Origin of the sequence: Kribbella sp. NBC_01505, from assembly GCF_045040285.1 — a bacterium.
Lineage (GTDB): Bacteria > Actinomycetota > Actinomycetes > Propionibacteriales > Kribbellaceae > Kribbella.
In genome coordinates, this window is the sequence record NZ_CP109425.1 from 7519527 (window position 1) to 7545641 (window position 26115).

The 26115-nt window shown below is 69.2% G+C and carries 20 protein-coding genes and 1 riboswitch; of the genes, 13 read left to right on the plus strand and 7 right to left on the minus strand.

Annotated features, from left to right (window positions below; translation table 11 throughout):
* Positions 1–9: 9 nt before the first annotated feature.
* Positions 10–1080, minus strand: coding sequence for a fatty acid desaturase family protein (locus OG474_RS35345; protein WP_405057972.1), 1071 nt, complete (start codon positions 1078–1080; stop codon positions 10–12).
* A 50-nt stretch (positions 1081–1130) separates the two neighbouring features.
* Positions 1131–2198 (minus strand): fatty acid desaturase family protein, encoded by a 1068-nt coding sequence (locus OG474_RS35350; protein ID WP_405057973.1) that lies wholly within the window; start codon positions 2196–2198, stop codon positions 1131–1133.
* A 187-nt stretch (positions 2199–2385) separates the two neighbouring features.
* Here OG474_RS35350 and OG474_RS35355 point away from each other — a divergent pair, with 187 nt between their 5' ends.
* Together OG474_RS35355 and OG474_RS35360 are read left to right on the plus strand one after the other, a co-directional pair.
* A complete protein-coding gene (locus OG474_RS35355; protein ID WP_405057974.1) occupies positions 2386–3915 on the plus strand; it encodes an alkaline phosphatase D family protein in 1530 nt (509 codons plus the stop codon).
* 82 nt (positions 3916–3997) lie between these two features.
* Positions 3998–6046: a prolyl oligopeptidase family protein gene (locus tag OG474_RS35360; protein WP_405057975.1), complete on the plus strand. Its 2049-nt coding sequence runs from the start codon at positions 3998–4000 to the stop codon at positions 6044–6046.
* A gap of 185 nt (positions 6047–6231) precedes the next feature.
* On the opposite strand, the gene OG474_RS35365 is transcribed toward OG474_RS35360, so the two are convergent.
* Positions 6232–7596 (minus strand): aminotransferase class V-fold PLP-dependent enzyme, encoded by a 1365-nt coding sequence (locus OG474_RS35365; RefSeq protein WP_405057976.1) that lies wholly within the window; start codon positions 7594–7596, stop codon positions 6232–6234.
* A gap of 16 nt (positions 7597–7612) precedes the next feature.
* A riboswitch (SAM riboswitch) is annotated at positions 7613–7726 on the minus strand.
* A 94-nt stretch (positions 7727–7820) separates the two neighbouring features.
* Here OG474_RS35365 and OG474_RS35370 point away from each other — a divergent pair.
* From OG474_RS35370 to OG474_RS35410, 9 genes are all read left to right on the plus strand, one after another.
* On the plus strand, positions 7821–8339 hold the full coding sequence (locus tag OG474_RS35370) for a DinB family protein (protein ID WP_405057977.1): 519 nt from the start codon (positions 7821–7823) through the stop codon (positions 8337–8339).
* A gap of 54 nt (positions 8340–8393) precedes the next feature.
* Entirely contained in the window at positions 8394–10484 is a 2091-nt protein-coding gene (locus tag OG474_RS35375) for a DUF6351 family protein (RefSeq protein WP_405057978.1), read from the plus strand.
* 278 nt (positions 10485–10762) lie between these two features.
* Positions 10763–13180: a DNA translocase FtsK 4TM domain-containing protein gene (locus OG474_RS35380; protein ID WP_405064646.1), complete on the plus strand. Its 2418-nt coding sequence runs from the start codon at positions 10763–10765 to the stop codon at positions 13178–13180.
* Positions 13181–13182: 2 nt separating this feature from the next.
* Positions 13183–13761, plus strand: coding sequence for a hypothetical protein (locus OG474_RS35385; protein WP_405057979.1), 579 nt, complete (start codon positions 13183–13185; stop codon positions 13759–13761).
* A gap of 125 nt (positions 13762–13886) precedes the next feature.
* The gene (locus OG474_RS35390; RefSeq protein WP_405057980.1) at positions 13887–14639 is read left to right on the plus strand and encodes a helix-turn-helix domain-containing protein; all 753 of its coding nucleotides are present in this window, start codon (positions 13887–13889) and stop codon (positions 14637–14639) included.
* A 48-nt stretch (positions 14640–14687) separates the two neighbouring features.
* Complete coding sequence (locus OG474_RS35395; RefSeq protein WP_405057981.1) at positions 14688–16358, plus strand: MiaB/RimO family radical SAM methylthiotransferase; 1671 nt, start codon at positions 14688–14690, stop codon at positions 16356–16358.
* Positions 16355–16969 carry a CDP-diacylglycerol--glycerol-3-phosphate 3-phosphatidyltransferase gene (pgsA, locus tag OG474_RS35400; RefSeq protein ID WP_405057982.1) on the plus strand — a complete coding sequence of 205 codons (615 nt, stop codon included), beginning with the start codon at positions 16355–16357 and terminating at the stop codon, positions 16967–16969. The genes OG474_RS35395 and pgsA overlap by 4 nt, the downstream gene beginning before the upstream one ends.
* A 37-nt stretch (positions 16970–17006) precedes the next feature.
* Complete coding sequence (locus OG474_RS35405) at positions 17007–17498, plus strand: CinA family protein (RefSeq protein WP_405057983.1); 492 nt, start codon at positions 17007–17009, stop codon at positions 17496–17498.
* A gap of 163 nt (positions 17499–17661) precedes the next feature.
* The gene (locus OG474_RS35410) at positions 17662–17955 is read left to right on the plus strand and encodes a helix-turn-helix domain-containing protein (protein ID WP_391541924.1); all 294 of its coding nucleotides are present in this window, start codon (positions 17662–17664) and stop codon (positions 17953–17955) included.
* 14 nt (positions 17956–17969) lie between these two features.
* On the opposite strand, the gene OG474_RS35415 is transcribed toward OG474_RS35410, so the two are convergent.
* Positions 17970–18770: an Fpg/Nei family DNA glycosylase gene (locus OG474_RS35415; RefSeq protein ID WP_405057984.1), complete on the minus strand. Its 801-nt coding sequence runs from the start codon at positions 18768–18770 to the stop codon at positions 17970–17972.
* Positions 18763–23361: an ATP-dependent helicase gene (locus tag OG474_RS35420; RefSeq protein WP_405064647.1), complete on the minus strand. Its 4599-nt coding sequence runs from the start codon at positions 23359–23361 to the stop codon at positions 18763–18765. Before OG474_RS35420 ends, OG474_RS35415 begins: the two co-directional genes overlap by 8 nt.
* A gap of 90 nt (positions 23362–23451) precedes the next feature.
* On the opposite strand from OG474_RS35420, the gene OG474_RS35425 reads away from it, so the two are divergent.
* Positions 23452–24513, plus strand: a complete 1062-nt coding sequence (locus tag OG474_RS35425) for an LppM family (lipo)protein (RefSeq protein ID WP_405057985.1) — start codon at positions 23452–23454, stop codon at positions 24511–24513.
* Entirely contained in the window at positions 24510–24704 is a 195-nt protein-coding gene (locus OG474_RS35430; RefSeq protein WP_405057986.1) for a DUF3046 domain-containing protein, read from the plus strand. Before OG474_RS35425 ends, OG474_RS35430 begins: the two co-directional genes overlap by 4 nt.
* A gap of 12 nt (positions 24705–24716) precedes the next feature.
* Here OG474_RS35430 and OG474_RS35435 read toward each other — a convergent pair whose 3' ends face one another.
* Positions 24717–25283, minus strand: coding sequence for a GrpB family protein (locus OG474_RS35435; RefSeq protein WP_405057987.1), 567 nt, complete (start codon positions 25281–25283; stop codon positions 24717–24719).
* Between the two features lie 35 nt (positions 25284–25318).
* Positions 25319–26110, minus strand: coding sequence for a hypothetical protein (locus OG474_RS35440; RefSeq protein WP_405057988.1), 792 nt, complete (start codon positions 26108–26110; stop codon positions 25319–25321).
* Between the last annotated feature and the right edge of the window lie 5 nt (positions 26111–26115).

Here is a 26115-nt window from a genome sequence, read left to right on the forward strand (position 1 = left end):
CCCGCCACCCTACTTGCGGTAGGTCGCCACCAAGGGGCACTGGAACGGGTCGCGGGCCTTGAGCCCGACGTTGTTGAGGTAGTCGATGACGATCTGGTACGACCGGAACAGTCCGACCTCGGTGTAGTCGATGCCGTGCAGTTCGCAGTACTCGCGGACGATCGGGCGGACGCGGCGCAGGGTCGGCCGGGGCATGCTGGGGAAGAGGTGGTGCTCGATCTGGTAGTTGAGCCCGCCCATGGCGAAGTCGGTCAGGATGCCGCCCCGGATGTTGCGTGAGGTGAGCACCTGGCGGCGGAGGAAGTCGAGCTTCATCCCGGCCGGTACCAGCGGCATGCCCTTGTGGTTCGGGGCGAACGCAGCACCCAGGAACAGTCCGAAGACGGCGAGCTGCAGTCCCAGGAAGGCGGTGGCCTTCCCCGGCGGCAGCAGTACGTAGAGCGCGGCGACGTACAGGCTGAGACGGGACGCTACGACTGCTAGCTCGACCCGCTCCAGCTTGCTCGCGTCACGACGGCACAGGTGCCGCAGGCTCGACGCATGCAGGCCGAGACCCTCCAGCGTGAGCAGAGGGAAGAAGAGCCAGCCCTGTCGCGCTGCGATCCACCGCCCGAGCGGTCCGCGGCTCAGGACCGCATCTGGTGTGAAGGCGACCGCCTTGAGCTGTACGTCGGGGTCCTTGTCCACCTGGTTCGGTGCGGCGTGGTGTCGGGAGTGTTTGTTCCGCCACCACGTCACACTCATGCCGGCGACCGCACCGGCGAGCACTCGCGCGGTCCAGTCGTTCCGCGCGGCCGACTCGAAGATCTGCCGGTGGGCGCTGTCATGGCTCAGAAACGCGACCTGAACCAGCACCAGCGCCAGTACGACGGCCAGCACCAATTGGTACCAGGAATCACCCAGCAGGACGACGCCGACCGCGACACCGATCAGTGCAGCGGCTACCGCACCCATCCGGGTGAAGTAGTACCCCTGCCGTCGACGCAGCAGCCCGAGCTCCTGCACGGTCCGGAGCAGGTCTGTGTACAGGCTGGCGTACCGCTGCTGTGGGCGCACACTCTCAGGATTGACATCTCTCATGACACTCCGTGTGCGCTCAGGTGGACCAGCAAGGTCGGATGGGCAAAGGACTAACTCCGGTAAGCGGTGACGAGGGGGCACTGGAACGGGTCGCGCGCCCGCAGCCCGACGTTGTTCAGATAGTCCACGATGACCTTGTACGCCGCCGGCAGCGACATCTCGGTGTAGGCCACGCCGTGCCGTTCACAGTACTCGCGGACGATCGGCTGGACCGCCTTGAGCGTCGGCCGCGGCATGCTCGGGAACAGGTGGTGCTCGATCTGGTAGTTGAGCCCGCCCATCACGAAGTCGATGAACAGACCGCCCCGGATGTTGCGCGACATCAGCACCTGGCGGCGGAGGAAGTCCACCTTCATCGTCGCGGGCACCAACGGCATGCCGGTGTGGTTCGGTGCGAACGATCCGCCGAGGCAGACGCCGAAGACGGCGAGCTGCAGACCGAGGAAGGCGAAGGCCTTGCCGGGCGGGAGCAGGAAGAACAGCAGCCCCAGGTAGGCGCTGATCCGGGTCAGCACGAGTGCGCCCTCGACCCGCTCGATCTTGCTCGCGCCGCGGCGGAAGACGTGACCGACGCTGGACACGTACAGGCTCAGGCCTTCGAGTGTCAGCAGCGGGAAGAACAGCCAGCCCTGGCGAGCGGTCAGCCAGGCTTGGAAGCCCGTCCGGCTGGCGGCGTGCTCCGGGGTGAAGGCGACCACGCCGATGTCGATGTCGGGATCGTGCTGCAACTGGTTCGGTGCCATGTGATGGCGGCTGTGCTTCGACTTCCACCACGCCGAGCTGATCCCGATCAGGCCGCCGGCGAGCAGCCGCGCGGTCCAGTCGTTCCAGCGCGCGGACTTGAAGATCTGCCGATGGGAGCTGTCGTGGCTGAGGAACGCGACCTGGGTCAGCACGAGCGCGAAGGCACCGGCCATCAGGAGCTGGAACCACGAATTGCCGAGCAGGCCGACACCCACCCAGACCCCGGCGAAGGCGGCGAGCACCAGGCCGATCCGGGTCCAGTAGTAGCCGGGGCGCCGCCGCAGCAGACCGAGCTCGCGGATGGTGCGCGCGAGATCGGTGTAGAGGTTCGTGAAGCGCTGTTGCGGATTACTGTCCGCGACGAGCTGTGACAAGTGGGAAACACCCCGGTCCGGTGGTACATCGCGTCGATGCGCCACCGGGGTCCCGGGCAGCGCCACAACTGTGGCTGGTGCCCCCAACGGAACCACGTAAGGCAACCCTTCGCAAGGTGCGCCATCCCGTGCCAAGCGATCATCGGTCGTTCACTCGGACGCCATCCGGGCGGATCAGGCTTGCGGTATGAAATTGAGTCGCCGCCAACTCTTGGCTGCATCCACCGTCGCCGGTGCCTCCCTGGCTGTGCCAGGGGTCGCCGCTGCGGCCCCCAACGTCGTACGCCGGGACCGGCCCGCACTGCCGTCCGGGATCATGTCGGGCGACGTGTCATCGAACTCTGCCGTCGTCTGGTCGCGCACCGACCGCAAGGCGCGGATGGTGGTCGACCTGACCAGCCATGGCCGCTTCGACCGGGCAGTCCGGCTCTGCGGACCGGTCACCGGGCCGGACCAGGACTTCACCGCGCAGGTGCCGCTGAAGGGACTGCGCCCCGGCCAGCGCTACGACTACCGGATCGCGTTCGAGGACGCGTACGGCCGCCGCGGCGAGTCCCGGGAGGGATCCTTCAGTACGCCGGGCCGCAACCGCGGACTGTCCTTCGTCTGGACCGGGGACACCGCCGGCCAGGGGTACGGCATCAACCCCGACCTCGGCGGCATGATCGCGTACAAGGCGATGCACGACACCCGGCCGGACTTCTTCCTGCACTCCGGGGACAACATCTACGCCGACGGCCCGATCGCGGCCACAGTAGCCATCCCGGACGGCACGGTCTGGAAGAACGTGGTCACCGAAGAGGTCTCCAAGGTCGCCGAGACGCTGGCGGAGTACCGCGGCCGCTACAAGTACAACCTGCTCGACCACAACGTCCGCGACCTGTACGCCGACGTACCGATCGTCAGCCAGTGGGACGACCACGAGACGCTGAACAACTGGTACCCCGGCGAGATCCTCGTCGACGACAACCGGTACACCGAGAAGCGGGTCGACGTCCTGGCGGCCCGAGCTCGGCAAGCCTTCCTCGAGTACCTCCCGATGGTGCACACCGCCGGCCGGAACCGCATCTACCGCAAGGTGAGCTACGGTCCGCTGCTCGACGTCTTCTGCCTCGACATGCGCACCTACCGCGGCGCCAACCCGACCCCGGCGACGGCCGGACCGGTAGCGATGCTCAGCACCGAGCAGGCGGAGTGGCTGGTCCGTGAGGCGGCCGCGTCCAAGGCCACCTGGAAGGTGATCGCCAGCGACATGCCGCTCGGACTGCTGGTGCCGGACGGCCCCCTGATCGAGGCGGTCGCCAATGGCGTCGGCGGTGCGCCGGGTGGCCGGGAGCACGAGATCGCGTGGGTGCTGAGCCAGTTCAAGAAGCGCAAGGTACGTAACGCGGTCTGGCTGACTGCGGACGTGCACTACTGCGCCGCACACCACTACGACCCGTCGCGGGCGGCCTTCACCGACTTCGACCCGTTCTGGGAGCTGGTGGCCGGTCCGGTGAACGCAGGCACGTTCGGCCCGAACACGCTGGACCCGACGTTCGGACCGAAGGCGGAGTTCGTCAAGGCGGCCGACTTCCCGAACCAGCCGCCGAGTGGTGGCAACCAGTTCTTCGGCCACGTGGAGATCGATCCGCGCACGGGTGTGTTCACCGCGTCACTGCGTGACCTGTTCGGCAAGGTCCTCTGGACCAAGGACATCAATCCGGCCCGCAGGTAGGGCACCGTCGTACTCACCGGCCTCCGGCGCCTGTGCGGGATGCCGCCCACCGGAGGCGGTGAGTACGACGTAGGTTTGTCACATGACTGCTCCGGACACCCGCCGCGACGATGTGGTCGAAACCCTGCATGGGCACGCGATCGCCGACCCCTACCGCTGGCTGGAAGACCCTGACTCCGTCGAGACCCAGGACTGGGTCAACCGGCAGAACGTGTACACCCAGGCCGAGCTGGCGGGCTATCCGGAGCGAGAGTGGTTCCAGACCACGCTCTCCGCGATCCTGGCCCGACCACGCGCCGGAGTGCCCGCCAGGAAGAGCGGCTGGTACTTCGTCGGCCGCAACGACGGCACCCAGGCCCAGGACGTCGTGTACGTCGCGGAGTCCCTCGAGGAACTGCTGGACAGCGGCCGGGTGCTGATCGACCCGAACAAGCTGTCCGAGGACGGCACCGACTCCCTCGGCTCGTTCACCGTCAGTCCTGACGGCAAGTACTTCGCCTACGGCATCAACGAGAGCGGTAGCGACTGGACGACGTTCCGGCTGCTCGACATCGCCACCGGTGATCCCGTGAACGACGTGGTGACCGAGGCCAAGTTCTGCGAGGCCACCTGGCTTCCGGACAGTTCGGCGTACCTGTATCTGCACTACCCGTCGAGTGGGCGCAGTGAGGGCACGGAGACGAAGACTCTGTCCGGTGGGCAGCTGAAGCTGCACCGAGTGGGCACCCTGCAGTCGGATGACGAGCTGGTCCTGCACTTCCCCGAGGACGACCGGCTGTTCATCGCCCCGGAGGTGTCCGAGGACGACAGGTACGTCATCGTGCACATCAACGCGGGCACTGACCCCGCGTCCCGCCTGTGGGTCTACCCGATCACCTCCGACGGTTTCGGCGAGCCGATCAAGGTGGTGGACGAGCTCGCCGACGAGATCTTCTTCATCCGGATGTCCGGTGACCAGCTGGTGCTGCAGACCGACCGTGACGCGTCCCTCGGCCGCGTGGTGCTCGCGGACCTCGATGGCACCTTCACCGACCTCATCCCCGAAGGACCGCACGCCCTGCAGGCCGTTCGCGGTACGGCGTCCGGTCTGGCCACCGTCACGCTGGTCGATGCTCAGCCCGTGCTGACGCTCTACGACCTGGACGGTTCCCGGGAGCGCGTAGTCGACGTACAGGGTGGTGGTGTGCTCGCACTGAACGCCAGCACCAAGCACGACGAGCTCTTCATTGGACTGTCCACCACAACTGACCCCACCGTCTCGTACGTCGTTTCGGCGTCGACCACGCAGGCGCGTGCGTTGCCCGAGCTGGTCCGGGGAGTCAGCGGCTACACGTCACCCGAGGTACTGGTTACTCGGAAGACGGCCGGCGACGTTCCGTACTTCCTGATCACCCGTGCCGACCTGGACTTCGCCAGCCCACGCCCGACGCTGCTCTACGGGTACGGCGGCTTCCGCATCTCGATCCTGGCCGACTACAAGCCGGGCTGGCCGGCGTGGCTCGCTGCCGGGGGAGTGCTGGCGATCGCCAACCTCCGGGGCGGCGGTGAGTACGGGAGCGAGTGGCACGACGCCGGACGGCTCAAGAACAAGCAGCAGGTGTTCGACGACTTCATCGCGGTCGCTGAGCACCTGCGGGACAAGGGAGTGACCACTCCGGAGCAGCTGGCCATTCACGGCCGCAGCAACGGCGGACTGCTCGTCGGAGCAGCCATGACGCAGCGCCCAGACCTGTTCAAGGTCGCGCTGCCGGGCGTCGGCGTACTGGACATGCTGCGGTTCCACCTCTTCACAGTGGGTGCCGCGTGGGCGTCCGACTTCGGGCATCCGGACAACCCGGAGCAGTTCGAGGATCTGCTGGCCTACTCACCGCTGCACCGAGTGCAGGACGGTACGGCGTACCCGGCCACGCTGGTGGTCACCGGTGACCACGATGACCGGGTAGTCCCGTTGCACAGTCACAAGTTCATCGCTGCGTTGCAGCATGCCCAGTCCGCGGCCGAACCTGTCTTGACCCGAGTGGAGGTCAACACCGGTCACGGCTTCGGCAAACCCGCCGCCATGATCGCGGCGGAGTGGGCGGACCTACTGGCGTTCGCTGCTCACCATGTAGGTCTAAGTGCTCTGAGTTAGATCTGCGACGGCACTGGAGGCGCCCAGGCACGCACCTCGCGGCGTTGGAGGGGCGTCCACGATGAACCCCGCATCGAGGACGCCCCTCCGCCTTGCGATGCACGCACCTGGACACCTCCAGCACTCGCCGCAGATCTAACTCAGAGCACTCGACTCCTGAGCAGTAGGAGCGTTTCAGGACTGCGTCACCAGATGCGGGGCGCGTGGAGGTCACGAGGGTCATCGGTCGGCTGACAGCCGTGGTCGGTGTCCTCGTACTCCCCGCGCAGCCCGTTGGTGGCCAGGGAGCGCACCGCGCTGACGAGCCGGTCCACGTGCTCACGGGTCGTGCCGAGACCGAGGCTGGCGCGGACCGCCGTACCGTGCTCCGGTGCGTCGGCGAGCAGGTGGCCGACCAGCGGGTGCGCGCAGAACTTGCCGTCGCGGACGCCGATGCCGTACTCCGCGCTGAGCGCCGCGGAGACCAGGGTCGAGCTCAGACCGTTGATGGTGAAGCAGACCGTGCCGACGCGGTCGGCCTCGGCCCCGAAGATCGAGTACGTCGTGACGTCGGCGATCTGCGCGAGACCGGTGCGGAGCCGGGCGAGCAGGCTGCGCTCGTGCTGCTCGATCGCGTCCCGGTTCCGGCTGATGGTGGCGCAGGCGGAGGCCAGCGCGATCGCACCGATGACGTTGGGGGAGCCGCCCTCGTGCCGCGACGGTCCGGTCGCCCACACGACGCCGTCGCCGGTGACCGAGGTGGTCGCGCCGCCGCCGTACAGGTAGGGGTCGGCCGCGTCGAGCCAGTCCGCGCGACCGATCAGCGCACCGGCGCCGTACGGCGCGTAGAGCTTGTGGCCGGACAGCGCGACCCAGTCGACGTCCAGGTCGGCGATGTCGACGACCCGGTGCGGCGCGAGCTGCGCAGCGTCCAGGCAGATCCGCGCACCGTGCGCCTTGGCGACGGCGGCGAGCTCGGCGATCGGGAAGATCTCGCCGGTCACGTTGGAGGCGCCGGTGACGACGACGAGGCGCGGTCCCTCCGGAGCGGTCCGCAGCGCGTCGGCGACGGCCGTCACAGCCTCACCGGCCGAAGCGGGCGCGGCCAGGCGGACAGTGCGCTCCTCGCCCCACGGCAGCAGCGCAGCGTGGTGCTCCGACTCGAAGACGATCACCGTCGCGTCGGCCGGGACAGCGTGGGCCAGCAGGTTCAGCGCGTCGGTGGTCTGCCGGGTGAAGATGACCTGGTCGTCCGCACGGGCGCCGACGAAGCTGTGCACCTCGGCGCGGGCCCGCTCGTACCACTGGGTGGTGATGCGGGAGGCGTAGCCGTTGCCGCGGTGGACCGACGCGTACGACGGCAGGGCCGCCTCGACGCTGGCGCGCACCGACTCCAGACAGGGGGCGCTCGCACCGTGGTCGAAGTTCGCGTAGTCCGTCACACGCCCGTCGGCCAGCGGGACCAGCAGGTCCGAGCCGACGGTGGCGGGGATGGTGCCGTTGGTGAGCCGGGTGACCGCCGCACGCGGGGTGCTCGTGGTGGCCGGCTCGAGGATTGAGAGGATCGACATGGCTTCGCTCCCGGGAAGTCCGCACTTGCCGAACGGGGTATCCGCACGGCCTGGTCTTCACCCGGGGCACCCCGCCGCGGAGGAGGGTTGCCGGCCAGCGAGCCGGGGCTTGACGCTGGCGCTCATGACCTGCCGAGAACGGTAACGAACGGGCCACGAAGACGCCAGCCCCTATCTCGCTTTATGAGATAACCGAACAGATGCTGAGATGAAGTGAGGAACGTATGACCTGGCACGCCCCCGAGGCCGAGCGGCCGGACGGCTCGCTGACCGCCCCGGAAACCGAGCTCCTGCGCGGTTATCTGGACTTCTACCGGAGCACCTTGCTGCACAAGTGCGCCGGCCTGACCGCGGAACAGCTCGCCGCCCGGCCGTCGCCGCCGTCGAACCTCTCGTTGCTCGGCCTGATCCGGCATCTGACCAAGGTCGAGCGGATCTGGTTCCGGATCCACTTCGCTTCCGGGACTCCGGCCGAGCCGCTGTTCGCACCGGAGCTGGGCAAGGATGCCGACTTCGAACTCATCGACCCGGCCGAGGCGGAGGCGGCGTACGACGGTCTGATCGCCGAGTGGAAGCTGTCCGACGAGGCGGCGGCCGGACGGTCGTTCGACGAGCGGTTCGAGTTCGGCGGCACCGAGTCGACGCTGCGGATGATCTACATCCACCTGGTGGGGGAGTACGCGCGGCACTGCGGTCACGCCGATCTGCTGCGGGAACAGCTCGACGGCGTCACCGGAGCCTGATCGATCTGGTAACAAGCCTTCCGATGGCCCGGTCGCTGTGGTCAACTTCCTGCCATGAAGCGTCCGGCCGCCTTCGTCGCGCTTGTGTTCGCGGTGCTCACCGCGTTCCTGGTGGCGCCTGCGAGTGCGGCGTACGGCGTCCGGATCGAGGTGCTGTCGAGTCCACGGCCCGACTTCGTCAGTGACGGGGACGCGCTGGTCGGGATCACCGGCCAGAACCTCGAGAACGTCGTCGTCCGGCTCAACGGCCGCGACATCACCCCCGTGTTCACCCGGACCGCGGACCGGCTGATCGGCCTGGTCCGCGGACTGGAGATCGGCCGGAACACGGTCACGGCCGGCGAGGCCCGGCTCGGGATCACCAACTTCCCGCGCTCCGGGCCGATGCTCGCCGGTCCGCACGAGGCGCCGTACATCTGCGGGACCGCCGCCTTCACCACCCTGGCGAAGGTCGAGCTCGGTCCGGCGACCGGGCCGAACTGCTTTGTGAAGACCCGCGTCGACTACCTGTACCGCTCGAAGGCCGACCGGTCGCTGAAGGTGCTTCCGGCAACGAAACCCGCCGACCTGGCCACGACGACCACGTCGGACGGCCGGCGGGTGCCGTACATCGTCCGGGTCGAGACCGGCGTGATCAACCGGTCCATCTACGAGTACGCCGTACTGCACGACCGCGCCGAAGGTTCACCGAGCGTGCGCCGGCCGCCGTCGGGCTGGAACGGCCGGCTGGTCTACACGTTCGGCGGCGGTTGCCCGGGCGGGTGGTACCACCAGGGGAGCACCACCGGCGGCATCAACGACGACGTCCTGCTGGGTCGCGGGTACGCCGTTGCCTCCTCGACCCTGAACGTGTTCGGGGTGAACTGCAACGGGGTGCTCGCCGCCGAGACGATGTCGATGACCCGCGAGCACATCGCCGAGACGATCGGCGTACCGCGGAAAACGATCGGCTGGGGCTGCTCGGGCGGTTCGTACCAGGTCTTCCAGATCGCCGACAACTATCCCGGACTGCTCGACGGGATCATGGCGTCGTGCGTGTTCCCCGAGGTCGGCTTCGCCACCCTGCACACGATCACCGACGCGCTGCTGCTCGATCACTACTTCCGGTCGGCAACCGGCTGGTCCGATGCCGCGAAGCAGGCGGTGGCCGGGTTCGGCAAGGTCGGGGCGATCGCCAACCTGGCCGGTGCCGGCCGCCGGATCGACCCGCGGGTTTATTGCCCTGCGCAACTACCCGTGGCGCGGCGCTACCACCCGGTGACGAATCCGGGCGGCGCGCGCTGCGATGTCTACGACCACCAGGTCAACATCTGGGGCAAGGACGCGGCGGGTGTGCTGCGCCGCCCGCTCGACAACGTGGGGATCCAGTACGGCCTGGCAGCGCTGAAGGCTGGCAAGATCACCGCTGCGCAGTTCGTCGACCTGAATCGAGCGGTCGGCGGCTTCGACGCCGACGCCAACTTCGTCCCCGGTCGCACGATGGCCGATGCGGATGCGATCGGTACGGCGTACCGGACCGGGCAGTTGATCAACGGCGGCGGGGGACTGGCGAGCACGCCGATCATCGACTACCGGCAATACCTCGACGAACAGCCCGACGGGGACATCCACCTGATGTTCCACTCGTTCTCACTACGGGAGCGGCTGGTCAAGGCGAACGGAGACGCGGACAACCACGTGATGCTGGTGCAGTCCGGTGACTCGACCGCCGGGTTCACCACCGGCAATCCGGTCGTGCTGTCCGCGCTGAAGGCGCTGGATCAGTGGATGGACGCTGTCGACGCTGACACCGGCTCTGGCTCGGCGCACGCTCGGCTGATCCGCAACAGGCCGTCTTCACTCGTCGAGGCGTGCTGGACGCCGCAGGGTACGAAGATCGTCGAGAAGCAGGTCAACGGCATCCGTACGACCCGGTGCAACACGCTCTACCCCGTCTGGCCGGCACCGCGACAGGTCGCGGGGGCATCCGTTGCCAACGACGTCATCAAGTGCACCCTGCGCCCACTGTCACCGTCTGACTACCGGACCGGCTTCACAGCGGAGCAGTGGACGGCCCTCCAGCAGGCCTTCCCACAGGGGGTTTGTGACTGGACGGCACCGGGCGCGGGGCAGCAGCGTCCCACTGGGACGTGGCCCACCTTCTGAGCCGTGACGCTACGGATGGGGCAGCGTGATCGGCGTGTGACACGAGGGACTCGAGTGGTATTGGAGGTAGCCTGCTAGATATGGCGACCCGCACGTCTTCCCCGGCGCGGGCGCAGAAGGCGGCAGCGAAACGGCCGAGTACGGCCCGGACCGCTGCCGGCGGACGCACCCGTTCGTCAGGCGCCCAGAAGCGTGGGCAGAGCGCAAAGCGCGGTGGTACCACCGCTGCGCGGACCAGCACACCCAAAAACAGCGGACCGGGGCCCTTCGCGGCCGCCATGCTCGCGATCGGCCGCGGCATCATCAAGCTCTGGATCGGCGTCGCGCACCTGATCGGCAAGATGGTCCGCGGCATCGGCAACGGTGCCCGTGACCTCGATCCGGAGCACCGCCGCGACGGCGCCGGCCTGTTCCTGATCGGGCTGGCGATCGTGGTCGCCGCCTCGATCTGGTGGCACATGCCCAGCGCGGTCGGCAAGGGCATCCGGACCGTCGTCGGCGAGAGCGTCGGCATGATCGGTTGGGCGGTCCCGCTGCTGCTGCTGGCGATGGCCATGCGCACCCTGCGGAATCCGGAACGCAACGGCCCGGCCGGTCGCCAGGTCATCGGCTGGACGCTGCTGTCCTTCGGCGTGCTCGGTCTGGTGCACATCGCCAACGGCATCCCGCGGCCCAGTAACCCTTCCGACGCTCCGCTGCACGACGCCGGCGGCGCGATCGGCTACGTCATCTCCGCAGCGCTCTCGGACCTCCTCAGTCAGTACGTCGCGGCTCCGCTGCTCGTGCTGCTCTCGATCTTCGGTCTGCTGATCATCACCGGTACGGCGATCTACGCGATCCCGCTCCGGGTGCGGGCAGCGTTCGACGTACTGATGGGCCGGACCGAACTGCCGGAGGAGGCCGCGCCCGCGACCGAGGCGCCCACCGACGACACCGTCCGGCTGACCCGCAAGGAGCGCCGCGCCAAGGCCGCGCTCGAGGACGACGGCGACCCGACGATCAAGCCCTACGACTCGCCGGTGCTGGAGGGTCGCGAGATCTCCAAGCGCGGCCGCAAGCCCAAGGCCGCGCCGGTCCCGGACGAGGAAGACGCGTACGACGTCGACTCCGAGGCCGCAGCTGCCCCGGCACCCGCCAAGCCGACCTTCAAGGTGAACGACGCGCCGCCGCCGGAGCCGCCGCCGCACACCCCGCTGCCGCAGCGCGTCGAGCAGCTGAGCCTGTCCGGCGACATCACCTACACGCTGCCCGACGGGCAGATCCTCAAGCCGGGTTCGGTGCACAAGGCCCGCACCAAGGCGTCCGACCAGGTCGTCGACCGGCTCACCGAGGTGTTCGACCAGTTCGGCATCGACGCCCAGATCACCGGCTACACCCGCGGCCCGACAGTGACGCGGTACGAGGTCGAGCTCGGTTCGGCGGTGAAGGTCGAGAAGGTCACCGCGCTGTCGAAGAACATCGCGTACGCCGTCGCCTCGGCCGACGTCCGGATCCTGTCCCCGATCCCGGGCAAGTCCGCGATCGGCATCGAGATCCCGAACACCGACAAGGAGATCGTCAGCCTCGGCGACGTGATCCGCTCGGCGACCGCCCGCAACGACCACCACCCGATGGTGGCCGGCCTGGGCAAGGACGTCGAGGGCGGCTTCGTGGTCGCGAACATGGCGAAGATGCCGCACCTGCTGGTCGCCGGTGCGACCGGATCGGGCAAGTCGGTCTTCATCAACTCGCTGATCACCTCGGTCCTGATGCGGGCCACGCCCGACGAGGTGCGGATGATCCTGGTCGACCCCAAGCGGGTCGAGCTGAACAGCTACGAGGGCATCCCGCACCTGATCACGCCGATCATCACCAACGCCAAGAAGGCGGCCGAGGCGCTGCAGTGGGTCGTCCGCGAGATGGACATGCGGTACGACGACCTCGCGGCGTTCGGCTTCCGGCACGTGGACGACTTCAACAAGGCGGTCCGCGGTGGCAAGGTGAAGCCGCCACCGGGGTCCGAGCGCGTGCTCACGCCGTACCCGTATCTGCTCGTGATCGTCGACGAGCTGGCCGACCTGATGATGGTCGCGCCGCGGGACGTCGAGGACTCGATCGTCCGCATCACCCAGCTCGCCCGGGCCGCCGGTATCCACCTGGTGCTGGCCACCCAGCGGCCGTCGGTCGATGTCGTCACCGGTCTGATCAAGGCGAACGTCCCGTCGCGGCTCGCGTTCGCGACCTCGTCGCTGGCCGACAGCCGGGTCATCCTGGACCAGCCCGGCGCGGAGAAGCTGGTCGGTCAGGGTGACGGGCTGTTCCTGCCGATGGGCGCGAGCAAGCCGATGCGGATCCAGGGCGCCTGGGTGACCGAGTCAGAGATCAACGCGGTCGTCGAGCACACCAAGACGCAGCTGGAGCCGACGTACCGCGAGGACGTCACCGCTGTCGCCGCTCCGAGCAAGGAGATCGACGACGAGATCGGCGACGACATGGACCTCGTGGTCCAGGCCGCCGAGCTGATCGTCTCGACCCAGTTCGGCTCGACGTCGATGCTGCAACGCAAGCTCCGGGTCGGCTTCGCCAAGGCCGGCCGGTTGATGGACATCCTGGAGAGCCGGGGCGTGGTCGGTCCCAGCGAGGGGTCCAAGGCACGCGACGTCCTGGTGAAGCCGGACGACCTGGAAGACTTCATCACCACCCTCCGAGGAGAGTGACCGTGACCGAAGCGAGCGCATTGCCCCGTAATCAGGCACGTCAGGACGGTTTCGACGTCGACGGCAAACCCGTTCCGTTCACGATCCGCGCCTCCCAGAAGGTGCACGGCGGGCTCGCCCTCGGCGCCGGCCTGGTGGCCGTCGGTTTCGCCGCGTCCGCATCGGGTACCCCGACCGGTGTACTGCGCTGGCTCGCGGCGGCAGCGTTCGCCGTACTGGCTGTGGTGTGTGCCCGGGCGCTGACTGTCGGGGACATGCTGGTGGCCGACGACGTCGGGATCCGGTTGCGAATCCGCAACGAATGGATCGGAACCCGGTGGCAGGAGATCGAGGAGGTGACGGTGCTGAAACGCCGGCATCCGCTCGACGACGGCCGGATCGCCGTGCATCTGCTGGATCCGGGGCCGACCTTGGCGGCGATGCCGGCGGCGACGCGCAAGACCACAGATGCCAACCGTCGCCTGACCGGGTCCTCACTCGCGGTACCGTTCGGGTTGACGGCGCGGCCGTCGAACGGGGAAGTGGTACAGGCTTTGCATATGCTCGCGGACGCCAGATGTCCGGTGCGCGAGCAACTCTGACTTGGCCGTGACCCCATCGGGCGACGACCGTTGACTTGGTGTCGGCGGTCCGGCTGCCGGCATCGATGACTTTGGATGCTGATGGCCCGCACTTCGGATCGGGCGACGGAGAGGACGGTGACCACGTGAGCATCGGTAGCGAGCTCACGGCGGCCCGTGTACGGGCCGACATGACGATCGAGCAGCTGAGTGCCGCCACCCGGATCAGAACCGGGCTGCTCACCGCCATGGAGGCCGACGACTTCTCCCGCTGTGGCGGCAACTTCTACGCGCGTGGGCACATCCGGTCGATCGCCCGCGTGGTCAAGGCCGACCCGGCGCCACTGGTCGCCTCCTTCGACGCCGAACACGCCGCGGAGGAGGAGAAGTCCCGCCGCGAGGAGCGTGCCGCCGTCAAGGGCCCGACTCTGCATCCGGCCCGCCCGCGCTGGGGCATCGTGCTCGGCGCGATCCTGGTCGGGCTGCTGGGCTGGGGGATGGTTCGGCTGTTCACGCTGCCGAGCGACGTCGAGGCCAACGCCTCCAAGACCACCGCCACCACGACGATCACCACCCAGCCGTCGAAGCCGGCCCCGAAGCCGACGGCTGCCCCGACCAAGCGGAAGACCACTCCGCCGCCGGTCGTCCCGACCAGGACCACGCTCATGCTCACCGCGAAGAACAACGGTTCGTACGTCACGCTTCGCGACAAGTCGGGCACGCGTCTCTTCCAGGGACTGGTCGGTCCGGGGTCGGTGCAGACCGTGACCGCGGTAGGCGATATCCGTGTCTCCGCCGGTGCCCCGGGCAACCTCGTGATCAAGGTGAACGGCAAAGCCCAGGCCACCAAGCTCTACCGGTTCGTTGCCCATCCCGACGGAACGCTGGCCAAGAAGTAGCCCGACGCGGTTAGGTGTGAGGCTGGCCCGCGCGTCATACTCGTTGTGATGACTACGCCACCCGTCACTGTTGCCCTGGTCACGCTGGGCTGTGCCCGCAACGACGTCGACTCCGAGGAGCTCGCCGGCCGTCTCGAGGCCGGCGGCTTCCGCCTCGTCGACGACGCCGCCGACGCCGACACCGTGGTGGTGAACACCTGCGGTTTCGTCGAGGCCGCCAAGAAGGACTCCGTCGACACGCTGCTCGCGGCCGCCGACTACAAGGAGTCAGGCCGCACCCAGGCCGTCGTCGCCGTCGGCTGCCTCGCCGAGCGCTACGGCGACCAGCTCGCCGAGGCCCTCCCGGAGACCGACGCGATCCTCAGCTTCGACGACTACGCGGACATCTCCGACCGCCTCCGCTCCATCCTCTCGGGCACCAAGCACCACCCGCACACTCCCCGCGACCGTCGCAAGCTCCTGCCGCTCTCGCCGGCAGCCCGGCAGTCCGCGCCTTCCGTAGCCACACCCGGCCACGGCGATCACGGCACCGACCACATCCCCTCGGCGCTCAAGCCGCTCGGTGCCACCGGCACGCCGGAGACCACCTCCGGCATGGGCGGCCAGCCGCTGAAGGGCCGCATGGTCGGCCCGTCGGGTGCCCGGGACGAGCTGAAGATCGACGCGCCCGACCTGATGTCCGCCCCGGCCAGCGGACCGCGCGTCGTCCGGCGTCGTCTCGACGGTGGACCGATGGCTCCGCTGAAGCTGGCGTCGGGTTGCGACCGCCGGTGTGCGTTCTGTGCGATTCCGATGTTCCGTGGCGCGTTCATCTCCCGTCGCCCCACCGAGGTGCTCGGCGAAGCCCACTGGCTCGCGGAGAACGGTGTCCGCGAACTCTTCCTCGTCTCCGAGAACTCGACCTCCTACGGCAAGGACCTCGGCGACCTCCGTCTGCTGGAGACCCTCGTCGCCGACATCGCCGAGGTCCCCGGCATCACCCGCGTCCGCGTCTCGTACCTGCAGCCCGCCGAGATGCGCCCGACGCTGCTCGCCGCGATGACCTCGACCCCCGGAGTCGTCCCGTACTTCGATCTCTCCTTCCAGCACGCCTCCGGCCCGCTCCTGCGGCGGATGCGCCGCTTCGGTGACTCCGAGCGCTTCCTCGAGCTGATCGCCCAGGTCCGCGCCGCGGCCCCCGCCGCCGGGGTCCGCAGCAACGTCATCGTCGGCTTCCCCGGTGAGACCGAGGAAGACGTCGACATCCTCTGCGACTTCCTGTCCCAGGCCGGCCTCGACGCCATCGGCGTCTTCGGCTACTCCGACGAGGACGGCACCGAGGCCGAGACCTACGACGGCAAACTCGACGAGGACACCATCGCGGCCCGCCTCGACCGCGTCACCCGGCTCGCCGAGGATCTGACCTCCGCCCGCGCCGAGTCCCGCATCGGCGAGCTCGTCGAGGTCCTCGTGGAGTCCCTCGGCACGCCCGAGGCCGACTCCCAGGACGAGTCTCCGGGGGACGCACCGGCGGTCGGTCAGACGGGCGAGGGGCGCGCTGCGCACCAAGGGCCTGAGGTGGACGGTTCGACGACATTGATCGGCCTTCCTGAGGGTGTCCGGATCGGTGATCTGGTCTCCGCGAAGGTGGTCGGCAGCGACGGTGTCGACCTGATCGCGGAGTTCGCCGCGGTGGTGAGTCCCCAGGACGACCGTTCGGCCGCTAACCTGACCGCGTGACCAACCCGCCGAACCCGGTTCCGCAGGCCGGGCGGATCCACGCGCCCAGCGCCTGGAACGTCCCCAACGCGCTCACCGTGCTGCGGCTCGCCCTGGTCCCGCTCTTCGTCTGGCTGCTGCTGCGGCACGACGGCCTCGACACCGGCACCCGCCTGCTCGCGACCGCCGCCTTCGTCGTCGCGATCGTCACCGACCGCTTCGACGGCGACATCGCCCGCCGCTGGAACCTGGTCACGAACTTCGGCAAGATCGCCGACCCGATCGCCGACAAGGCCCTCACCGGAGCCGCCTTCATCGGCCTCTCCCTTCTCCACGAACTCCCGTGGTGGGTCACTGTCGTCGTCCTGGTCCGCGAGTGGGGAGTCACGGCACTCCGCTTCTGGGTGATCCGCCACGGCGTCATGCCCGCCAGCCGCGGTGGCAAGCTCAAAACCGTCCTCCAGGCGATCGCCCTGGGTCTCTACCTCCTCCCGTGGCAGTCCTTCGGGCTGCTGCACTGGAGCGCCATCATCGTCATGACCGCGGCTGTGGCCGTCACCCTCATCACCGGCGGCGATTACCTGGTCCGCGCCCTCCGCCTCCGCGCCGCCGCCAAACACCCCCTCCCGTAGCCCCGCACCACCCGCGGGAATGGGGTGGAATAGGGCAATGGAGAGCACCGGGTCGGGCAGCGTCGAGTGGTTGGTCGGAGTTTTGAAGGCGCGGGGCGAGACTTTGGCTACCGCTGAGTCGTTGACCGGGGGGATGGTCGGTGCGGCTCTGACCGACGTGCCGGGGGTGTCTGCGGTCTACCGGGGAGGTGTGGTGGTCTACGCGACTGACCTGAAGGCCAAGCTTGCGGGCGTTCCGCAGGACCTTTTGGACGCTGTGGGGCCGGTGCACCCCGACACTGCGGCAGCATTGGCCAGCGGCGTCCGGGAGCGTCTGGAGGCCACCTACGGGCTTGCCACGACCGGTGTGGCCGGACCTGACCCCCAAGCCGGGGTCGAGGCGGGCACCGTGTACGTCGCGGCGGCCGGACCGGAGTCTGTGCAGGTGCGGAAGCTACAGCTGAGCGGTGACCGCGCTGCGGTGCGGCAGGCGACCGTGGAGGCCGCATTGGAGCTTGTGGCGACACTTGTGACGGAAGAACTCGAATGAACGGGGTGTTGAGACCAGCATGGCGACAGGTAGGGCAGACTGGCACGGCGCACCGAAGGTGGACATTGCGAGGAGTAGTGACCCGGCAACGGGTACCGTTGGTTCCCACGGTCGGGCTACGGTGCGAGTAGAGACGACCGGACAGGCGGAAGGGAGAAACCTCATGGTGCTGGTTCGTGGCCTGCTGGGCGACGTCCTGCGGCGTAAGCGGCTGCGCCAGGGGCGCACTCTTCGCGAGGTGTCCGCCGACGCGCGCGTCAGTCTCGGCTATCTGTCCGAGGTCGAGCGCGGCCAGAAGGAGGCCTCCAGCGAGCTGCTGGCGGCGATCTGCATGGCCCTCGAGGTGCCGCTGTCGGCCGTGTTCGCCGAGGTGAGTGAAGACCTGGCCCGTGAAGAGGCCCTGGTCCTGGCACATCCGACGACCATCGAGGCGGAGGTCGTGGCCTCCGCGGCCTGACCGTTGTCCACAGGTCAGTCTGTGCGGGAGTCCGCCGCGGGCTGGCAGACCGGGCACCAGTAGCTGACCCGATCCCGCGGTGGCGCACCGATCATCGCCGTACTGATCGTGGTCCGGCAGCGGCGGCAGGGTTGCCCGGCCCGCTCGAACACCCAGGTGCGTTGCCCGGGCCGGTCGACGCCGGTGCTGACCTGGGTGCCGTTGCGCAGGTTGGCCTTCAGCAGCCGGCGGCTCAGATCTACGGCTGCCGTGAGGTTGACCGCGGAGACCGGCAGCCACGGATGCAGGCCGAGCAGGAAGCAGACCTCGGTGCGGTAGAAGTTGCCGATCCCGGCCAGATTGCGCTGATCGAGCAACGCCTCGCTGATCGTGCGCTCCGGGTCGGCCTGGAGATTCGCGATCGCTTGCGCCCGATCGAAGCCGGGGGACAGCAGATCCGGCCCGAGGTGGCCGACGACGGTGTCCTCAGCCTCTGTCGCGAGCAGCTCGAGCACCGGCAGCCGATACCCCACCGCCGTCCAGGACGTCGTCTCAAGCACCGCACGCACCTGATGCGCCGGTCCGCCCCGCCACTGCTCGCCGGGCCGATACAGGTGCCAACTCCCGTCCATCCGGAAGTGGCTGTGGATCGTCACGCCGCCGGACACGCGCATCAGCAGATGCTTGCCTCGTGCAACGACCTCCAGCATCGTCCGGCCGCTGAGGTCGGTCGTCGCGAGGGCCGGGACCCGAAAGTCCGTCAGCACCAGTTCGTGCCCGCCGAGCGCCTGGTGGAGACGCTTGCAGGCTCGCCAGACGGTGTCGCCTTCAGGCACGGAGCCGCAGCCCGCGAGGAGTGGCGTGGAAGCCTGCCTTGGCCAGCGCATCCCCGAACGCCGTATGCCGAACCTGCTCGCCGTCCGCGGTCTCGACGCTGAGCTTCCCCAGCTGACCGTCCCGGATCGACAACGCCAGCGCGTCAACCGCGGGCTGCAGCAGCTCGACATCCTCGGTGAAGCTCAGCACGGTCCGCCCGCCGCGCTCGACGTACACGATGAGGCGACCGTCGACCATGACGACCAGCGCGCCCGCCTTGCGCCCTGGCCGATGCCCACTGGCACCGTCACGCTCGGGCCAGGGGAGCGCGGCACCATACGGGTTCGCCGGATCGGAGGCCGCCAGTACGACGGCCCGCGTGGCCGGCTCCTCGTCGCGTCGCCCACGCCCGGTCGGTGCACCGGTCAACGATCCAGGCAGCTCAGCCAGCGCGCGAAGCCGATCGACCGCGCCGGGTAGCGCGAACTGCGCAGCGCCAAGCCCAGCCACGAAGTAGCCACGACGGCATCGGCCGGAGTCCTCGAACGCACTCAGCACCTTGTACACGGCCGCGAACCCGCCCGGAGTCCGCTCGGTCATCACCGAACCGCGCGTGACGATCCCGTACCGGTCGAGCAACGTCTCGGCCGCCGCGTGCGCTCTGCGGGTCGGGTCCTCGTTCCGGGCCGGAAGCAACGACCAACGCCCGCCGGCCGTCGGCGGTCCGCTGCGCGCGGGCATTGCCGGTCGGCCTGGCCGCAGCGGGCGTCCAGGCCGCGCACGCGGGGTTGCCCGCCGTGTCCGATGGCTGCCTCGGCCACCGCCGACCAACGCCCGGACAGGCGTCAGAGTGTCGTTGGTGAGCTGCCCGGCCCAGACCAGATCCCACAGCACGCTCACCATGGTCTCGTCGTCGACCGCTCCAGTCGCAGCGCCCACCGCGTCGCTCAGTTGCCGGAAGAAGAACGCACCGCCGGTGGCCAAGGCGTCGAGCACGGCTTGGTGAGTTTCGCCGATCTCGAATGCCGGGTCTGGATCAGGCAGAGTCAGATCGCAGTTGTCGGCCAGATGCAACGACACCCAGCCGTCGGTCCCCGGCAGCGACCCGGCTCCGGCCCACACCACTTCACCCGTCGCCGTCAGCTCGTCCAGCATCGACGGCTGATAGCCGGGAACCCGCGACGGCAGCACGATCGACTCGAGCGCCGACGCCGGCACGGCGCATCCGGCCAGCTGCTCGACGGCTCCGAGCAATACGTCGTACCCACGGCCGCGACTGCTCGTGATGCCCTGCCATGCCGGCAGGAAGCGGGCGAGCGCCGACGGATCGACCGGCTCGACCTCCTTGCGCAGCGCGGCCAGCGAACGGCGGCGGAGCAGCCGCAGGATCTCGCTGTCGCACCACTCCATCGCGATGCCACCGGGCAGGAACTCACCCTCGACGACTCGGCCGGCCGCAGCCAGCCTGCGCAGCGCGTCGTTGACAACGGCAACGCCGATCCCGAGTTGGGTCGCCAGATCGATCGCGCGGAACGGGCAGTGCGTGCGGGCATACCGGGAGACGAGATCACCGAGCGGATCCGCGACCGGCTCGGCGTGCGCCTCCGCGATCCCGGGCGGCAGCGGCACACCAAGCGCGTCGCGCAGCCGGGCCACATCCTCGACCACCGCCCAGCGATGCTCACCGGCGATCCGGACTCGCACCACGCGGCGCGCTGCGGCCAGATCCGTCAACCAGGACTCGGCATCCGCGTCCTCGACACAGCGTTGCGACGCCTCGGAGACCGAGAGCGGGCCGACCAGACGCAGCACGTCGAACAGGCCTTCCGCGTCCCGTGCCCGTCGATCCTCGGCGAGGCGCTGCAGCTCGGCCTCGGTCCGCAGCACGACCTCGGCGTCGAGAAGCTCACGCAGCTCGGTCCGCCCGAGCAGCTCCGACAGCAGGCTCTGGTCCAGCGACAGAGCTGCCGCCCGCTTCTCGGCCAGCGGTGTGTCGCCCTCGTACATGAAGGCGCCCACGTAGCCGAACAGCAGTGACTTGGCGAACGGCGAGGCCTCCGAGGTCTCCACCTCGACGACTGAGACCCGGCGCTCACTGATGCCGGTCAGCAGATCCTTCAACGCAGGCAGGTCGTAGACGTCCTGCAGCACCTCACGCAGGGTCTCGAGCACGATCGGGAACGAACCGTACTTACTGGCGACACTCAGCAGCTGCGCGGATCGCTGCCGCTGCTGCCACAGTGGCGACCGGCGTCCCGGATTCCGCCGGGGGAGCAGCAGAGCTCGGGCGGCACACTCGCGGAACCGCGCGGCGAACAGCGCCGATCCACCGACCTCCGTGGTGATCAGATCCTCGATCTCGGCCGGATCGAACAGCACCAGGTCGGCACCCGGCGGCGCCTCATCGGTCTCCGGCAGCCGCAGGACGATCCCGTCGTCGCCGGACACCGACTGGGCATCCATCCCATACCGCTCGCGTAGCCGCGCTGCGATCGCCAGGGCCCACGGTCCGTGCACCTGGCCGCCATACGGCGAGTGGATGCAGACTCGCCAGTCGCCGAGCTCGTCGCGGAAACGCTCCACGAGGATCGTCACGTCATCGGGCACCCGGCCGGTGGCCTCGCGCTGCTCGGCCAGGTAGGAGACCAGGTTGTTCGCCGCATACTCGTCGAGGCCGGCGGCGCGCGCCCGCTCGATCGCCTTGGCGGCCGGCAGCGAGGCCATCTTCCGGACGAACGCTCCCGTCGCGGCGCCCAGCTCGGCCGGGCGGCCGACCGCGTCACCCTTCCAGAACGGCAGCCGCCCCGGCTGGCCCGGCGCGGGGGAGACCAGCACCCGGTCGTGGGTGATGTCCTCGATCCGCCAACTCGACGCGCCAAGGGTGAAGACGTCGCCGACCCGCGACTCGTACACCATCTCCTCGTCGAGCTCACCGACGCGGTGGTTGGTCGATTCGCCAACCAGGAAGACGCCGAACAGCCCGCGATCAGGAATCGTGCCGCCGCTGGTCACCGCTAGTCGTTGGGCGCCCGGTCGGCCGTTGATCTCGCCGCTGACCCGGTCGAACACGATCCGCGGCCGCAACTCGGCGAACTCGTCCGACGGGTAGCGGCCGGACAACATGTCGAGCACCCCGTCGTACGCCGAGCGGGGCAGCGTCGCGAACGGGGCACAGCGACGTACCAGACTGAACAGCTCGTCGACGTCGACGGTGTCCAGCGCGACGATCGAGACGATCTGCTGGGCCAGCACGTCGAGCGGATTGGCCGGGATGTGCAGGCTCTCGATCAGCCCGTCCCGCATCCGCTGCACGACGACCGCGGTGTCGATCAGGTCGCCGCGGAACTTCGGGAACAGCACGCCGCGCGACACGGCACCCACCTGGTGACCGGCGCGCCCGACCCGCTGCAGCCCGCTCGCGACCGATGGCGGGGCCTCGACCTGCACGACGAGGTCGACCGCGCCCATGTCGATACCGAGCTCGAGGCTGCTGGTGGCCACCACGCACGGCAGCCGGCCGGACTTCAGATCTGCCTCGATCAGCGCGCGTTGCTCCTTGCTGACCGAACCGTGGTGCGCTTTGGCGATCAAGGGCGGCGCCGCCAGCGACGCACCGGACTGCGCCATCACCTGTGCCGGCGATCCCTCCTCCGGCAGCGCGAGCTCGGCACGCTCGGCGGCGATCTCGTTGAGCCGGGCGGTCAGGCGCTCGGCGAGGCGGCGCGAATTCGCGAAGACGATGGTCGAGCGATGCTGCTCGATCAGGTTGAAGACCTGCTCCTCGACGTGCGGCCAGATCGAGGCATGCTGCGGCGGCCCGGCCGCGGAGCCGGACGTCTCCAGCTCCGTGCTCGCCAGCTCGGCCATGTCCTCGACCGGCACCACGACGCTGAGATCCCACTGCTTGGTGAACTTGGGTTGGACCACGGTCACCGGCCGCTCACCGCCGAGGAACCGCGCGACCTCCTCGACCGGTCGCACCGTCGCCGACAGCCCGATGCGTTGCGCGGGCTTCGGCAGCAGCGAGTCGAGCCGCTCGAGAGTGAGCGCCAGATGCGCGCCGCGCTTCGTCCCGGCGACCGCGTGCACCTCGTCGACGATGATCGTGTCGACGCCGCGCAAGGACTCGCGCGCCTGCGAGGTGAGCAGCAGGAACAGCGACTCCGGCGTCGTGATCAGGATGTCGGAGGGCCGGGTCGCGAAACGCCGCCGGTCGGCCGCCGGGGTGTCGCCGGAACGCACCGCGACCTCGACGTCGATCGGCGCGTCGCCGAGCCGCCGCGCGGTCTCCCGGATCCCGATCAGGGGCGCGCGCAGGTTGCGCTCGACGTCGACGGCCAGCGCCTTCAGCGGTGACACGTACAGCACGCGGCAGCGCAGCTTCGGATCCTCCGGCGGCGGGGTCGTCGCGAGCCGGTCGAGCGCCCACAGGAAGGCGGCCAGCGTCTTGCCCGAGCCGGTCGGGGCGACCACCAGCGCGTCCCGGCCCGCGGTGATCGCGTCCCACGCCTCGAGCTGGGCCGGGGTGGCCGCCTCGAAGACGTCGCCGAACCACGCCCGGGTCGCGGGCGAGAACCGGCTCAACGCGCTGGTCTTCTTCACGACCACCATCTTGCCGGGTGCCTCCGACAGTTTCGAGCACGATGATTTCGTCACTGTCCGATGTGAAGGTTGTCGGAACGGTCTGGGATGATCGCAGACATGATGAAACGCGTCCGTGCCGCGATCGTCGTGGCCTGTCTGCTGGCCCTGACCGGGTGTGGGAAGTTCGACGGCGACCTGAAGGTCGGCTCGGACGAGACCGTCTCGGGGACGATGCAGATCGGCATCGACAAGCAGTTGCTCGAGGCCAGCGGCCAGTCCCTGGACAAGATCCGTGAGCGCGTCGACAGCAGCATCAAGGAGCTGACGACGGACGGCATCGCCTGCGACCCGTTCGACGACTCCCAGTACGTCGGTTCGAAGTGCACCTTCGACAGCGTGCCGTTCGAGAAGATGGGCCAGTCGACCGGGGACGGCGTCGCCTTCCGCAAGGCGGACGGCAAGGTCACCGTGACGGTGAAGGCCCCCGACCTCAGCGCGCTCGCGGGCGGTGGTCAGCAGCCGCAGGTGAACTTCAAGATCACCATGCCGGGCACGATTCTCGAGCACGACAACGGCGCGAAGGTCGACGGCCGGACGGCGACGTACGACAGCCTCGACAAGCTGGGCAGCATCTCGCTGACCTCCAAGGCCGGTGGCGGGTTCCCGATCTGGGCGATCGTGCTCATCGTGGTGCTGTTGCTGCTGGCGGGCGGCGGCGCCTTCTTCGTGCTGCGCGGGCGCAAGGCCAAGGCCCAGCAGGGCTACGGGCAGTATCCGGGGCAACCGCAGCCAGGTCAGTGGGGCCCGCAGTACGGCGGCCAGCCGGGCTACGGCCCCGGCCAGCAGTACCCGCCGCAGGGCCCGGGGCCATACGGTCAACCAGGTCAGTACGGCGGTCAGCCGGGGCAGGGTCAGCCAGGTCAGTACGGCGGTCAGCCGGGGCAGGGCCAGCCCGGGCCGTACGGTGGCCAGCCGGGCGGACCGGCGCCGTACCCGGGGCCGCAGCCGGGACAGCCGCAGCCGGGTCAGCAACAGCCCGGACAACCGCAGTACCCGGGCCAGCCGCAGCCGGGGCAGTGGGGGCCACCGCCTCCTCAAGGCCCGCAGTACGGGCAGCAGCCGCCTCAGCACGGTGGATGGAGCCAGCAGCCTCCGAAGGACAACGACGGGCCCGCATGAGACTGACAGAATTCTGGTCGCGGATGGACCACCATCTCGGTCCTGCGTATGCACGCACCTGGGCCGAGACCCAGGTGGTCGAGCAGTTGGAGGGCCGCACAGTCATCGAGGCACTGGCCGACGGTGAGGCCGCCAAGACGGTCTGGCGGGCCGTCTGGGCCCACCTGCGCCTACCACCCAGCGAGCGCTGAGCGCATCGAAGGTCAGGCGGTCCAGCCGGTGCGGTCGGCCCACTCCTCGGCGGGGAGATAGATCAGGTCGCAGACCGGATCCTTCAGCTCCGCGTAGTCGCCGACGTTGTCGAACGGCAAGGCGGCCGCGCGGCGCTTGAACTCGCCGTACGCCTGAGCTGTCGCCGGGTGGCTGCGCAGGTAGTCGCGGAACAGCAGCGCGTAGCGCTGGTTGGCACGGCCGGCCACGCGGATGTGGAGATTCACCCGACGGCGGTACATGGGCTCGACCACCAGGCGTTTGACCCACTGCTGCTCGTCCTCGGGCAACCCTGGCACCTGGTGGTCGCGCTGGGCCTTCGGGCGGAAGTCCCAGCTCGCGGCCGTCATCCGCTCGACCGCCTCGTCCAGCTCGGACTCCGCGGACACGGTGACCTGCATGTCGAGGATGTCCTTGGCCGGCAGTCCGGGCACCGAGGTCGAACCGATGTGGTCGACGCGCTGGGCCAGCTCGCCCAGGACTTCCCGGACCACCTGCGCGGTCTTCTCGAACTGGGCCGGCCAGGTCTCGTCGGGTCGCACGACGGTGATCGCGTTCATGGGGTGATCATTCCAGCCTTGCAGGCTCGGGTCGATCAGATCGGCTTGACCCGGAAGGTGCCGGTGGTGAGCAGATCCGCCGCCTTGTACGCCGCCCTGCGGATCCCCTTGCGTTCGTCGAAGAACCCGCCGACCACGCCGATGGCGGGCAGCTGGCCGATGAACCGTGCGCCGAGACTGCCGCGTGGACGATCCTCGAACACGTCCCCGAGCCCGACAAGCAGCTTGCTGATCCGCCAGACCAGCCGGACGCCCTTGCGCAGTCCCGCCTCTTCGGAGTCGTCGCCGAAGCCCAGTTGCTTGGCGACGTCCTGGCCCGCGGCGGTCGGGTCGTCGTACCGGAGGACGTCGTCCGGGGTGATCGGGCGGTTGGTGAGGACGCGGGCGATGACCGCGGTCCGGTCGGCGTGCGCTTCGACGCCGTACTCGCGGCAGACCGCACCGATCACCATCGCCTGGACGGACGCGCCCAGCGTGTCCTTGATCGGCAGCCGGTCGGCCGCGGCGCCGCTGATCCGGGGCAGGCCCGCGATCACAGCGGCGAACCCGCCGAGCCGCTCGACCCACCAGTCGCAGCGATCGGCCAGCGGCAGCGTCGGCCACTCGGCATGACCGGGGACCTTCATCCGCAGCAACCGGTCGATCGCGAGGATCAGGCCCTTCTCGGCCAGGTTGGGGCGCTCCTGCTCGGAGTACTCGGTGAGCAGGCTGCGGATGCCGAACGGATCCTGGGTCCGGAGCGCGTCCAGGACGGAGTCGATGCCGAACTCGACCCGGCTCAAGGCGAGGACGACGGCGGAATCGGGGACGTCCGGACGGTCGGTCACGCCCG

Excerpts from the sequence above, each read along its gene's own strand:
- OG474_RS35370 (WP_405057977.1), top strand. The coding sequence starts at position 7,821 with ATGACCTGGCACGCCCCCGAGGCCGAGCGGCCGGACGGCTCGCTGACC.
- OG474_RS35420 (WP_405064647.1), bottom strand. The coding sequence starts at position 23,361 with ATGGTGGTCGTGAAGAAGACCAGCGCGTTGAGCCGGTTCTCGCCCGCG.
- OG474_RS35405 (WP_405057983.1), top strand. The coding sequence starts at position 17,007 with ATGGAGAGCACCGGGTCGGGCAGCGTCGAGTGGTTGGTCGGAGTTTTG.
- OG474_RS35435 (WP_405057987.1), bottom strand. The coding sequence starts at position 25,283 with ATGAACGCGATCACCGTCGTGCGACCCGACGAGACCTGGCCGGCCCAG.
- OG474_RS35345 (WP_405057972.1), bottom strand. The coding sequence starts at position 1,080 with ATGAGAGATGTCAATCCTGAGAGTGTGCGCCCACAGCAGCGGTACGCC.
- OG474_RS35355 (WP_405057974.1), top strand. The coding sequence starts at position 2,386 with ATGAAATTGAGTCGCCGCCAACTCTTGGCTGCATCCACCGTCGCCGGT.
- OG474_RS35425 (WP_405057985.1), top strand. The coding sequence starts at position 23,452 with ATGATGAAACGCGTCCGTGCCGCGATCGTCGTGGCCTGTCTGCTGGCC.
- OG474_RS35395 (WP_405057981.1), top strand. The coding sequence starts at position 14,688 with ATGACTACGCCACCCGTCACTGTTGCCCTGGTCACGCTGGGCTGTGCC.
- OG474_RS35380 (WP_405064646.1), top strand. The coding sequence starts at position 10,763 with ATGCTCGCGATCGGCCGCGGCATCATCAAGCTCTGGATCGGCGTCGCG.
- OG474_RS35360 (WP_405057975.1), top strand. The coding sequence starts at position 3,998 with ATGACTGCTCCGGACACCCGCCGCGACGATGTGGTCGAAACCCTGCAT.
- OG474_RS35375 (WP_405057978.1), top strand. The coding sequence starts at position 8,394 with ATGAAGCGTCCGGCCGCCTTCGTCGCGCTTGTGTTCGCGGTGCTCACC.
- OG474_RS35410 (WP_391541924.1), top strand. The coding sequence starts at position 17,662 with ATGGTGCTGGTTCGTGGCCTGCTGGGCGACGTCCTGCGGCGTAAGCGG.
- OG474_RS35430 (WP_405057986.1), top strand. The coding sequence starts at position 24,510 with ATGAGACTGACAGAATTCTGGTCGCGGATGGACCACCATCTCGGTCCT.
- OG474_RS35365 (WP_405057976.1), bottom strand. The coding sequence starts at position 7,596 with ATGTCGATCCTCTCAATCCTCGAGCCGGCCACCACGAGCACCCCGCGT.